Genomic DNA, 12993 nt, shown 5'->3' with positions numbered 1-12993 from the left:
ATTCATGCTGTTGTGTGGTAACAAGCCTAATTGCACGTTCACGAAATTCTGATGTATAGCGATTTGATTTTTTCATAGTTCCAGTTTCTCAAGTTATTGAGTCTCTGGCAAACACGGGGCGATTCAAGCCATGAGATCATACATTCTCTACCCCCTTATGATTTCAACCTGAAAAAATACTACGAATACTTAACAAATAAAATTGAAAATAACACAACAGCGGAGATCTTATCTTGCCTAGATTTTTCTGTAACCAGAAAAGAGCTGCAAGAGATAATACCGGTGAAGCACCATTTCAATTCTAGTATGAAAGTACTGTCCCCCGTTATTTCTGAGAATACTGCTAGGGGTGGACTAAAGCTTTACCATGATAGTTTCAGGCGATTTAACATGGAAAAGTTAGCTGATATCGAAGAAGCTCTAGATGCAAACTATGAATTCATCATAGACTGGCTAAATTGTGAATGCTTTTTTGAAAGTGACAAATCTTACCGTTATTTATTTAGTTACCTAATGCGAGTAAAGAAGTATGAGGATATTAGTAGATATGCATCTGACAACTTTCTACCAAATAGCTTATATTATGCTCACTCAGAATCATTAATTAGAAGAAACTACGAAAGCTTTCTACGTGTCGCCAAAAAAACACAAAACTGGTCCCTATTTGTTTATGCTGGTGAACTGAATAGAGCGATAAATACAACTAGCTCAGAAGAGCACCACAGTCAGTTTCTACAAAATTTCGAACTATACTTTGAAGCCATTTGCTTGATCTATGGAGTAGAAAAAGCAAATGCGCTTTTATATTTTAATGGTGAAAAAAATCATAGTAATTCAGTTACAGCGCAAGCATTTCGAGTATTAGAAATGCATGACTATTCTCCTAATTGGGAGGATGTAAATGAGCTATTTTCAGGGGAGATAAGGCAAGATGATTTCAAATACTATATTAGCTTTTTCAACCAAACCAATGATGATTTTTTGGCGTTTCTAAACAAAGCAATACAGCATGAAGATAAAACCTATCTTAGAATACTTTTAGAAGAGGTGTTCAGACTCAAAGGCAGTGATTATTTAGTTGATCTACATAGCAAACTTACGGGCATTGAAAAAGAGTCAACGGGGCTTATCATTAATAACCTTTTCGAAAGGGAGAATTGTTCGACGAGAATACCGATAAAGGTAGAGAGCAATGTGACTCTAGAGCCATTATCATTGCCGCTCATCAGCAAAACTGTAGAAAAAAACGAACTGGTTAGATTTTGTATACAATTAGAGCTGTATTCAAGTAACGATTTAAATAGTTTGATTAGCTTCGAAAAAACAATTTCTTGTGATTTTATTGCTCACAGTTGGATAAAGTTTTTTATACGGAACCTTGTCATAGACAAGACTTGTCAGGACTCTTCATTAGAAGAACGCATAATTCAAAGTTTCTTGATATTAGCAGATGACATGACTAACTTTCCAAGAGCGAGGTATTCTAGTTTTATCTTTGATAATAGAGACTTGATTGATAGAAGCTTTGAGCAAGCATTGGTGCATGTTAACTCACAATTAGCATGGAAGAATATTTTTGATATCAGAAGGAAAATTGTATTTCCTATTATCCCAATGATAGAGAAGCGATTTATCAATAAGAATAATATCAACTTATTGATAGAGACTTATGATAGCTTTGATGAAGAAAATAGTGATTATTTTGAACACGCAGAGAATTCATTCAAAAAAGCAATTTATCGTGCAAAAGTAGGGGATCTTGAAAATGCTAAGTTAGAGCTTAAAAATGCTGTTCATTTAACAACTAGCTACACATCTCGAAAAGATAGAAATTTAGCAGAAGTAATCGACCCGCTACCCTCACTGAATAACATAAGTCCCAGTTTTGCTAAAGAATATACTAAAAAGCTTAAATACCTCACTGATGCTGTTATGAAGCATACCGAAGATGGCAAAGATACAAGGTGGTTAACTATAGAATGGTTTGAAATGTTCATAAAAGTTGATTTCAAACTAGCTGCGAAATATTTAATCAATGAAATGCTTACCAATGGGTATTTTTGGAAATTAGACTTTATGTATGTGGATTTATTGAAACATAGCGATAACGTCGAGCCCAGTATTTTAAATTTTCTTTATAGATTAACTCCAACAAACATTAAAGATGCATATCTCAATAGTTTTTTGGAGGTAATTGAGCGTTTAGAAAAGAAGGATAATAAGTTAGCCAAAGCATCTATGATTAATCTATCTACAAGAGACTGGAATGACTCTTATGATACATTGAATCAAAAAACCGTTCGCAAATATAATAATATTGCTCACAAATTAGGGCTTAACTTACATTTAGAGGAAGTTAAAGAAAAAAACGGTGGAACTGCGCACTCATTTGATAACGAAAAATTATCTATAAAACTAGCTACCCCGTTGTGTAAAGAAGATAGCTTAAGGAATAAATCTACGCAGGATCTAGTTGATTATTTAGTTTCCCAAGAGTTCTTGGGGGTCGACAATCTCAATTACTTACACTTTTTCTTTAAAGAGGAAAATAATACCGAATTAGCTAATGAAATACTCATGCCTCTTATCCGAAAAAGATTTCCAAGAGGACAAGAGTACTTTACAAACTTGCGGGGAGTGATTGGAGGAATTACCCTCTCAGATAGAGATAAGGTTTTATTATTGGTTAACAATTTTGTGCATTCAAAAGACGGGGGGTTTTCTAGTTTTGTCGACAAGGATTCATTACTCCAAGCTGTTACGATCGATAAAGATATTGCGCAAAACTGTTTAGCGTCAGCTTTATATTCTTTTTATCAAAATAAAGACTATTCATCCAAAACGACGGCTAACCTAATTATCGCTTTTGAATATGTAGGCATTGATAAACAGAGTATTTTATCAATGTATGAAAGAGGTTTTGATTTCATTAAAAGTAGGTTGCCAGACGAGAGTGAATTTGAATGGGAAAATTTAGATTATATTGAAATATCTGAGATGAATGATGATGAAAGAGCAATTACGTTGCTCCTTAGTAAAGCAAACAATTTAGATTCATCAGTTCAACGAGAGATTATTTGTGCGTTAAATTACTTAATTAAAAATCACACTAACCTTTTAATCAAACCCCTTAGCTGGTTTTTCGATAACTTTCATATGTTTCATCACTCAACAATTGCCTCAATCCTTGAGCTTATATCGATTGAAATAAAACAGCTTAAGTCATTATTACTAGAGATAAAGCCATCGATAAAAAAACTTATAGGGGCGCAAAACTTGTACATACACAATGAAGTTGAGAGTATTTTTAGTGAGTTAAGTAATGAATAGCAATATTATAAATGCAATTAATAACTCTAAGCTTATCAGTTATTTAAGGTCATTAGATGTTGAGGTGGACGACGTAAGAAACGTAATAATACAGAACTTTAATGAAGATGAATTTGAGCACTTTATTAATAGATCCAACGGGATGCTTTCTCCGAACACTTATATCTATGATTTAGTTTTTAAGCATGTAAATGAACTTTTATATCAACAATATAGAGAATCAGTCATTTTTGAAGGTGATGGAAAAATAGATGTTAGAACAATGATTGCAACATCTAACTCTCTAGTTAATAGGCCCAACTTAGTAAAGCCGCTTGATAAATCAACTGGATTTAGTGCTCCTGATGAATTAAACGATTTTGTTGTCATTGCTAGATTTGAGCGTCAGTTTGAAACTAGAGATTATGGCAGCAACACCAGAGGTAATCGCGCAGTGGTATGTGAAGGTTGCCTGCCAATGAAAATTAAAATGAACCCCTTGAAAAGCTTTCCTTGTACTCAAGACATTTGGAAAGATGAATACTGTTATGGAACTCCAATCATCCAAGGATTCTGTTTTAATGAAAATAGCTTAGAGGCAGCACAAGTTATTTGGATGAATGGTGAACTTCTGAGTATATTAGGCTTGAGTGTAGATCATCATGATAACGGACTCAGAGCCATAAATGAAAATGGTGAAGCCGTTTTGATATATCGTTACTGGAGAGAAAGTTTAATCGGAAAAGGGGCTTCCTTTGTTGGTTTAGATTCCAATATCTCAAAATTAGAAGGTTGTGATTTAATTTTGAGAAAAGACTTCTATGAAAAGTTAAAGGCGATCATTCCTGATATGGTTTTCTACACAGAAATAATCTAGTTAAATCTGTAATCCTCCTTGAAAAACGTCGCTATGGTAATATTATTCTAGAGGTATGGGCTGATTTAGGGAGGAGGCAAAGCTTACTTTTTCTAACTTAAAGGTAACGTTCTAGATCAAAAATGCTAAATTGTTTCTGTCTAAAAACGTGTTTATTGACCGTTTTCTTATCGCTCTCAGCGAACGTCGTAAAAGTACCATGAGCGGACATGGCAACACTAAAATAAATGGTTAAAATGCTTGGAGATACTTGTGAACGAAGCGTTTTTAGTAATCTTCACCCGATTTAATTTTCTGATTAGCACGATTTGGCCAATGAATTGAAATAAACCAAAATAACCATGAACAGCCAATTGCAGAGCTTAAATATGTTAATCCCAAATGACCTTTTTTATCTAAAAGTTCAATATCGGCTATTGCTGCTGTGAGTATAAAAGCTGGAGTTATATATATCCAAGGGCTCGATCCAATTAATTTATTCTTAGAGCAAAAATAAATACCTAAGCCTAAAATTAATGTCGCAGGGTATGAAAAGATTACCATTCCGAAAATAGCAAGAAGTAAAACCCCTTCAAAATCAAAAGAAGACCCTTGAGAAAATGGTATATATAACGGAGCACATAAACGTAATTGGGATTGTTATTAATGGAGCTATAAATACCCCACCCAATAGTGACTTCCATGATGTAAGATTCACGTAATACTCCAATCTCGTTAACATTTTAGTAGTTATGCGATACGCTGTTTGTGTTGCATAATCGCTTGTTGGGCTGAGGCGCTACCTACTCGATGTGTCTTAAATGACCGGTTATCGCTCACAGCTGAACTTCACAAAAAAGTCATAAGCAGACATCCAGAGGTATCCCATTCGGTGTTAGCCTTGTTATAAAAGCCAATATCAGTTATTACTTTTTTCCAAAATGAAGTAATACTGGTGCTTGTTGAAATCAAACACCACTTTTTATTGAGGTGAAGTGATGCATGCTGAGACCTGTCAATACCGCTAAATTATCGGCGTTACTTTTTGGTGCCCAGCAATGTTAAATAGCAAATAATGCCTTGAGGTAGGGTTTGAATTAACCCACTATACGTTTCACCAAGTAGAAATTCTTTTTACCGCGTTGAAGCAACCAGTACAGGTCGAACAGCGGAAAGTTCAAATTTGAATTTTCTACATCGACTTTCTCGCCGTTTACTCTGATGGCTTTGCTGCCAATTAGCTCACGAGCAATGCGCTTTGATTGGGCTAAGCCTGATTCAACCAGAAGCTCTATCAAGTCTAACTTAGCACTCGCTAAACCTTCTTCACCGTGGACAAAACGTGTCATTTGTTCCGCTAAAATACGCTGTGCTTGCGGTTTGCCTTTACTATCTTTGTCTTGAGTTTCAATCGCTGCGATTTCATCGCAGCTCAAGAAGGTGTAGTAACGTAGGAAGTCGTAAACATCTGTATCTTCGACCGATAACCAGAATTGGTAGAAGGTGTAGGGTGAAGTTTTACTTGGATCCAGCCACACAGCACCACCTTCAGTTTTGCCAAATTTAGTACCATCTGATTTGATGATCAACGGTAAGGTTAAGCCAAATACTTGCTCACCATTTTGACGACGAGTAAGATCAATCCCACCTACAATGTTACCCCATTGATCATTACCACCGATTTGCAGACGACAGCCGTACTGACGGTTTAGCTCGGCGAAGTCGTAAGATTGCAGCAGCGCATAACTGAATTCGGTAAACGAGATACCTTGATCTGGGCGTTGTAAGCGTTGCTTTACCGATTCGCGACTAATCATGGTGTTTACAGAGAAGTGTTTACCCACGTCACGGAAGAAATCGATTACGTTAATTTGCTTAACCCAATCTCCATTGTTGACCATGACCATTGGATTACTGACTTGCTTATTCATCAGTTGTTGGATCTGGTTCGATAGTTCTTGTATCCAACCCGTTACGGTTTCTTCTGAGTTTAAGCTTCGCTCTGTCGCTTTAAAACTCGGATCACCAATCATACCTGTAGCTCCCCCAATCAGCGCGATGGCTCGGTGTCCAGCATCTTGAAAACGCTTGAGCATAATCAACGGTACTAGGTGACCAATGTGCAAACTACCTGCAGTTGGATCAAAACCACAGTACAAGGTTTGTGGCTCAGATAGCAGTTGTTGAACTTGATCTAAATCGCTAGCTTGGGCAATCAAGCCGCGAGCTTGTAAATCTTTAATTAGTGTCATCATCTTCTCTTTATCTGGTTTGGTTATACTCAGATTAAAAGACCAGATGGGATCGAGGTATATCCCTAAAGGGACATTTTGTTATCTTGATTGAGTGATCAAATGATTGAGAAATAACTGAAATAATTCACTTAGCGACGCAATATTCAACTGTGCATAGATACGCTTACGGTGATTCTTTATTGTGCCTTCGGCAACGCCTAACTGCGCTGAAATCTCCTTGCTGTCATTACCTTGCGCGATCAGTGCTGCTATTTCTTGCTCTCGTTTGGTAAGAACTGTTTGTCCAAAGGACGCCAGTCCAGATTCAATCGCTTCACGTAGTTGCCCCGAATAGGCCGCTGGGCTGAAAACTGCCTCGGCGAGTGTAAACTCTGTCTGTTTCCAATGCTGCTGGCACAAAGACTGTATAATGGTGAAGTAAGATTTTAGCTTAACTAATAGAGGTTTGGTGAAGCGTTTGTCGTTTTCCATAAAACCAAAGTACAGTATAACCCAACGCGTCGGTTCGATTTCAATCAGCATGCTGAGTTCGTCTTTCCAACCGGTTTGATGGTAGAAGTGCTCACAGTAGGCTTGGTAATCGAGGTCGTTACGTGCGAGGTCTTTGTCCACAATATCTTTAAGCGTAAAGATACCTTGTTCTTTGTTAGCGTTAAGCTTTTGATAAAACGGGTCATTTTGAAAAGATGTGGTGAGATAACGTTGGAACAGGAGATCGCGTTCATTTTCAATCGAATCATACAGATAGATAGGGCGTTTACCTTCGCGATAACCTAAGATCACAGCACAATCAAAATTCAATAATACGCTGATCACATGCATGAGTTTGGGTGTAAAGTTTGGTGAGTTAAGAGCAGAAATCGTACCTGCAAGATGTATGTTTAATTCGTCATTATCCATGTGATTCGAGAGTCGATAAAGGTTAGGATAAGAATAACGCAACAAGCTGCTATCCCAAAGTTATATGTTGTGTATGACAGAGTTTGGTCTGTCGGTTAAAAGCTTTCTAATATCTAAAACAATCTGTTAAATGTTAATTTAGAATGTATATAACCAAAATTGTCCAAAAATAGGGTTGAGCGACCGTCTGTTTATCGCTCTTCACTGACGTTAACTTAAATCTAATTATTTCAACATCCTTTAATATATTTCAAGTGCACTTTATAGCCAATAAATGCTAGTTTAGTAGCAAATTAATTGAAGGGATAAATTATGAAACTTGAATCCTTAGCATTGCACCACGGGTATGAATCAGAGTCTACCACTAAATCAGCAGCGGTGCCGATTTATAATACCTCATCGTATACGTTTGATAATACACAACACGGTGCTGATTTATTTGATTTAAAAGTACCGGGTAACATTTATACCCGTATCATGAACCCGACTAACGCGGTTCTTGAGCAACGTATTGCTGCAATGGAAGGTGGAACTGGTGCGTTAGCTGTGTCATCTGGTATGGCAGCGATCACCTATGCGATTCAATGTTTATGCGAAGTAGGTACTAATATCGTTAGTACCAGTCAGGTATATGGCGGAACCTACAACTTATTTGCCCATAGTTTGCCGCGCCAAGGCATTGAAGCACGCATGATTAAAGCTGATGACTTCGCGGCATTTGAACAGGCCATTGATGAAAATACCCGCGCAGTATTTTGTGAGTCAATCGGTAACCCTGCTGGGAACATTGTTGATATTGAACGGATAGCGAAAATTGCTCACAGTAAAGGTGTCCCGCTGATTGTAGATAACACGGTAGCAACGCCTTATTTGTGCCGACCTTTTGAGTTGGGGGCAGATATCGTAGTGCATTCATTAACTAAATACATTAATGGTCATGGTACTGCAATTGGCGGGATGATAGTCGATTCAGGCAAATTCGATTGGAAAGCTAATGCAACTCGGTTTGCAATGATGAATGAACCTGATCCGTCATACCATAACGTGGTTTATACAGAGGCGTTTGCAGAAGCGGCATTTATCGGTCGTTGTCGCGTTGTGCCGCTGAGAAATACAGGGGCTGCCCTTGCTCCTAAGAATGCTGCGGATATTATGATTGGGCTTGAAACACTAGGCCTACGTATGGAGCGCCATTGTGAAAACGCGCAACAGCTTGCTGAGTATCTTGTAAATCACCCTAAGGTGCTTTGGGTTAATTATGCAGGGCTTGAATCTAGCCCTTATAATGCTATGAGCAAAAAAATAACAGGTGGCAAAGCATCAGGTATTTTAAGCTTTGGCATTGCTGGTGGTTTAGAGGCGGGAACTCGTTTTATTGATGCACTTAATATGGTGCTGCGCTTAGTTAATATAGGTGATGCTAAATCGCTAGCGTGTCACCCTGCATCAACAACGCACCGTCAATTAAATGATCAAGAGCTTGAAAAAGCAGGTGTAAGCCGTGATTTGATTCGTCTGTCTGTTGGTATCGAGAGCATCGACGATATTATTGCCGATGTAAGCCAAGCATTAGATAAAGCCTAAAATCACTAAGAGCTGGGCGCAAATAAATTGTGCCCAGTCTTTAAATTATTTATCTGCTTGTATGTTTGAGTCATGCCTAGGAGTATGAAGTATTGCCTGCTTTTCAGCTTCAGATAATATAATCCAATCGAAAATTTCTTCGCTGGTACGGCCACATCCAGTGCAATAGCCTTTCAAACGGTGGCACTGCCCAATACAGTCTGTTTTATATGCTATTGCACTGTTACTTTTAGATGGCTTCATAATCTTATAGCTCTAAAATCAGATTTATTGGCTTAAGGCTAAATATTGAGTTATTTAGAGGCAATGGGTTTACCGATTTCTAAGGAAGTCGACCATGGTTTTGAACGAGACATTGTCTTACCTGTATGAATTGAAATAACCGGTGTAGACTCGTCAAGTACAAAGGTAGTGCGCAATGATTCAGCCGACTCTTTTTGCTCTTGATGCCAGTTATTTTGGACTAAGCAAGCTCGAGTGAACTCAACTGCTTTTTGGTGCATGGCTACCGCCTGAGTTTGCTCTTGGTAATTCTCTTGACACTGGTATGTCACAGTATCAGTATCCAAGGCACTAATTTGACATTTATCACCAACAAGATCATATTTTGCAGTCCAAGTTTCGGCGTATTTGGTTGTTACGCGAGTGCCTTTTAGTTTTTCAAAACGAGTGTCGTAGGCAGCTAATAAACCGTTGATTTTTTCGCATGGTGTAAGATTATCAATCGTAGCTTTTTGCTCAGGCGTGAGGCTTGTACAGCCAGATAAAATTAGGCCGCCCAGTAATACAGTTAAAGACTTTTTCATAGCGCGCTATCCTTTTTATAATAGCAGTTCCTTGATAATTACTTGAAGGATACCTAAGGGCTTGAAAAAATGCTATTAAAGCGACAAAAATAAAATAACAAACGCCCTTAAGTCATTGGAGATGTGTGGGACTATTGTTTAACGTTCTCTACATTTTCTATTTTTACACTTCCTGAGCCATCAGTGAGTAAAGTAAAGCTTTGAGCTGTATCGATATAAATACCACCAGAACCATCGTTGACTGTAACTCCCCCCGATGTATTTTGAACATTAATAGTCCCTGATCCATCGTGAATTTTTACATCACTTAGACTGTTGGCAAGTTTAATGCTGCCAGAGCCGTCGTTGATCACTACTTTCCCCTCAATGTCGCGAGCATTAATTGAGCCAGAACCATCATCAATATTAAGAGAACCAGTAATATTGTTAATGATAATTTTACCTGAGCCGTCATGAATAGTTGTTGCCCCTGCATTGTCAATTGACAGTGAACCAGAGCCATCGTTAATGTTTAACTTAAATTTGGCAGGAATAGACACAGTAAGGTCAATGCGTGTAGGGTCTTCATCATGGTTATTACAGCTATTAGCTATTAGTTCGGCACTTTTAGCACGTTGTTTTAGTGATAAGCAATAATTGTTATGTGGTTGATCTTGGTATATTTCAGCCTTTACTGTTACAGAATTTGTATTACTGCCCACTATGTTCAAAAAGCCAGAGCCCGCTTCAACAGTTAATGTTGAAAGTGATTGGCCATCTAACGTAAGTTGTTTGGTTTCTTGTAATGTTAATTCGTTATTCCACGCTAACGCTTGAGTTGATAGCAAAATTGCACTTAGCAGTGTGAGGCGTTTGAATGTGTTAGTCATTATTATTCCCTTTCATTTATGTCGTGTTTTTAGTTTAGTCGCACAAAGCAATAAAAAGGTTTAAAGGAGAGGGCTATTTTTTAATTTCCTCTTATGTGTGCGCATATAAAGCGCTTAGCCTATTTGTAAGTAATTGACTTAAATATCCTTTGCACAAAGAGAGGAGAATGAGGAATAAATGAGGGTAAAGCAAAAAGTGTAATCGAAAAGTAGCGTCTCTTAGTCTATTTGTGAATTTTAATATAGTCGAGGATCTTTCAAACAAGGCGCTGAGCAAAGCCCAGCGCGTGTAGATAATTACTTATGGCGACCCTGTAGGCACGCAACCACATCTTTCAGCTCAAGGCCTTGGCGTTGTAGTAACACGATTAAGTGATACAACAAATCGGCTGATTCGTTAGTTAACTCGTCGTTATCGTGCTTCATTGCGGCAAGGGCCACTTCAACGCCTTCTTCGCCGACTTTTTGGCAGCTACGGCTTAAGTCTTTGGCAAATAATGAGGCGGTGTAGCTTTTTTCTGGAGCATCGTTTTTACGCTTAACAATTACTTGTTCTAGCTGGGCTAAAAAGCTGAGGCCTGGCTTTGCATCATCACCAAAACAGCTTTGCGTGCCTAAGTGACAGGTTGGACCCAGTGGGTTTGCAAGTACTAAGATTGAATCGTAATCGCAATCTGTATGCACAGATACCACTTCTAAGTAATTTTCAGAGGTTTCACCTTTGGTCCATAAACGATTTTTTGAGCGAGAATAGAACGTCACTTTTTGCTTATCAAAGGTGACTTCAAGGGATTCTTGATTCATAAAGCCTTGCATCAAAATAACCCCTGTACGGGCATCTTGTACGATGGCGGGGATCAATTCGCTTTTAGCAAAATCGACTTGGGTAAGGTTTTGTTTGGTTAGTTGCATAGTCGCGCCGCCACTTGGTTATCTGTTAAATATTGTTTCAATTCGCCGATGTTGATCACGTTTTTGTGAAAAACACTGGCTGCTAATGCGCCATCAACTTGGCTTTGTTGAAATACATCAACAAAATCTTGCATGGTGCCTGCGCCACCTGAAGCAATCAGTGGTATATCACATAAAGCGCGCATTTTAGATAACTGTTGGTTATCGTAGCCGTTACGTACACCGTCTTGGTTCATGCAATTTAGTACAATTTCACCTGCGCCTAAGTCTTGTACGCGTTTAACCCATTCCTCAGTTTTGTAGCGTGTGCGGCTTGATGCATTAGGATCGCCAGTTAATTGATAAACGAGGTATTCGTCCGTTGCTTCATCATAAAAACTATCAATGCCAACAACAACGCATTGCTTACCAAATTCATCATGTAACTCTTTAATAAGCTCTGGGCGGGCTATAGCCGGGCTGTTGATACTGATTTTATCGGCGCCACGTTCAAGTACACGCGCTGCATCAGCGACAGATTTAATACCGCCGGCTACACAAAATGGAATATCAATGTGGCGGGCAATGCTTTCAACCCAATTTACATCGAGTAGACGTTTTTCAACGCTTGCGCTAATTTCATAAAAAACCAGTTCGTCTGCGCCTGCTTCACTGTAGGCTTGAGCAAGAGTGAGAATATCGCCAACAATTTCGTGGCCTTTAAATTTAACACCTTTGACTACTTGGCCATCTTTTACGTCTAAGCATGGGATTATGCGTTTTGATAACATGCTAACGCCTCCTCAACATTAAACGCACCATCAAGTAGTGACTTGCCTAAAATAACGCCGCCCACACCCAGCTCTTTGAGCTTTTTAATGTCATCAAGTGAGCTTACACCACCAGACGCTTGCACTTTAATGTCGCTGTTGTGGTTAGCTAAATCTTGGTACAGTGAAAATGAAGGGCCGGTCATGGTGCCATCCTTACTGATGTCCGTACATAGAAAGTCAATTACACCCAATGCAACATAAAAATCGACTAGTTCAAACAAGCCAAATTCTGATTCACTTAACCAGCCGTGCGTCGCTGGTGCCCAGCCGCTGTCAGTTTTATTGACATCAAGGGCAATTACAAAGTGTTTAGCACCAAATTTTTCAATCCAGCTTTTCACTTCATCACGCTTTTCAACTGCCATTGAACCAATAACAACCTGATTTGCACCAGCGTTTAGCCAATCTTTAACATCTTGCTCAGTGCGAATACCGCCGCCTACTTGGTACGGTACGTTCAGTGCTTTGGTAGCGGCTTGAATGTGCTGCCATTGCTTTTTACTTGGATCCCGTGCGCCTTCTAAATCAACCAAATGCAATTTACCTGCGCCGCTTTGTGCATACTCTTGTAATCGTGCGCCAAGCTCAAACGGGTAAAATTGTGCAGTATCGTATTTACCTTGATATAAACGCACGATTTGATTTTGTAATACATCTAATGCTGGAATAATCACGTTAAATTCTCTTTTA

11 protein-coding genes are annotated in these 12993 nt (G+C 38.6%); 3 read left to right on the top strand and 8 right to left on the bottom strand.

What is annotated here, in order from left to right; genetic code table 11:
• The first annotated feature begins 390 nt into the window (after positions 1-390).
• Both QMA12_RS17905 and QMA12_RS17900 read left to right on the top strand, forming a co-directional pair.
• Positions 391-3330, top strand: coding sequence for a hypothetical protein (locus QMA12_RS17905; protein ID WP_290210934.1), 2940 nt, complete (start codon positions 391-393; stop codon positions 3328-3330).
• Positions 3323-4186 (top strand): hypothetical protein, encoded by an 864-nt coding sequence (locus QMA12_RS17900; RefSeq protein WP_290210933.1) that lies wholly within the window; start codon positions 3323-3325, stop codon positions 4184-4186. Before QMA12_RS17905 ends, QMA12_RS17900 begins: the two co-directional genes overlap by 8 nt.
• Before the next feature lie 1076 nt (positions 4187-5262).
• On the opposite strand, the gene tyrS is transcribed toward QMA12_RS17900, so the two are convergent.
• Both tyrS and QMA12_RS17890 read right to left on the bottom strand, forming a co-directional pair.
• Positions 5263-6420 (bottom strand): tyrosine--tRNA ligase, encoded by a 1158-nt coding sequence (tyrS, locus tag QMA12_RS17895; RefSeq protein WP_290210932.1) that lies wholly within the window; start codon positions 6418-6420, stop codon positions 5263-5265.
• Positions 6421-6498: 78 nt separating this feature from the next.
• The gene (locus QMA12_RS17890; RefSeq protein ID WP_290210931.1) at positions 6499-7320 is read right to left on the bottom strand and encodes a LuxR C-terminal-related transcriptional regulator; all 822 of its coding nucleotides are present in this window, start codon (positions 7318-7320) and stop codon (positions 6499-6501) included.
• A gap of 312 nt (positions 7321-7632) precedes the next feature.
• On the opposite strand from QMA12_RS17890, the gene QMA12_RS17885 reads away from it, so the two are divergent.
• A complete protein-coding gene (locus QMA12_RS17885) occupies positions 7633-8904 on the top strand; it encodes an aminotransferase class I/II-fold pyridoxal phosphate-dependent enzyme (protein WP_290210930.1) in 1272 nt (423 codons plus the stop codon).
• 45 nt (positions 8905-8949) lie between these two features.
• Here the strand turns inward: QMA12_RS17885 and QMA12_RS17880 are convergent, their stop codons facing one another.
• The 6 genes from QMA12_RS17880 to QMA12_RS17855 form a co-directional block, all read right to left on the bottom strand.
• Complete coding sequence (locus tag QMA12_RS17880; protein WP_087531510.1) at positions 8950-9147, bottom strand: DUF1289 domain-containing protein; 198 nt, start codon at positions 9145-9147, stop codon at positions 8950-8952.
• A gap of 50 nt (positions 9148-9197) precedes the next feature.
• The gene (locus QMA12_RS17875) at positions 9198-9710 is read right to left on the bottom strand and encodes a hypothetical protein (RefSeq protein WP_087531509.1); all 513 of its coding nucleotides are present in this window, start codon (positions 9708-9710) and stop codon (positions 9198-9200) included.
• A 131-nt stretch (positions 9711-9841) separates the two neighbouring features.
• Entirely contained in the window at positions 9842-10579 is a 738-nt protein-coding gene (locus QMA12_RS17870; RefSeq protein WP_290210928.1) for a hypothetical protein, read from the bottom strand.
• A 297-nt stretch (positions 10580-10876) separates the two neighbouring features.
• Positions 10877-11491, bottom strand: a complete 615-nt coding sequence (hisIE, locus tag QMA12_RS17865) for a bifunctional phosphoribosyl-AMP cyclohydrolase/phosphoribosyl-ATP diphosphatase HisIE (RefSeq protein ID WP_290210927.1) — start codon at positions 11489-11491, stop codon at positions 10877-10879.
• Positions 11482-12261, bottom strand: coding sequence for an imidazole glycerol phosphate synthase subunit HisF (gene hisF, locus QMA12_RS17860; protein WP_087531506.1), 780 nt, complete (start codon positions 12259-12261; stop codon positions 11482-11484). Before hisF ends, hisIE begins: the two co-directional genes overlap by 10 nt.
• Positions 12243-12977, bottom strand: a complete 735-nt coding sequence (locus tag QMA12_RS17855; RefSeq protein WP_087531505.1) for a 1-(5-phosphoribosyl)-5-[(5-phosphoribosylamino)methylideneamino] imidazole-4-carboxamide isomerase — start codon at positions 12975-12977, stop codon at positions 12243-12245. The genes hisF and QMA12_RS17855 overlap by 19 nt, the downstream gene beginning before the upstream one ends.
• Between the last annotated feature and the right edge of the window lie 16 nt (positions 12978-12993).

Source organism: Pseudoalteromonas sp. APC 3893 (genome assembly GCF_030408095.1).
GTDB lineage: Bacteria > Pseudomonadota > Gammaproteobacteria > Enterobacterales > Alteromonadaceae > Pseudoalteromonas.
Note: the sequence above shows the minus strand (reverse complement) of the source record. Positions and strands in the feature narration are given on the sequence as shown.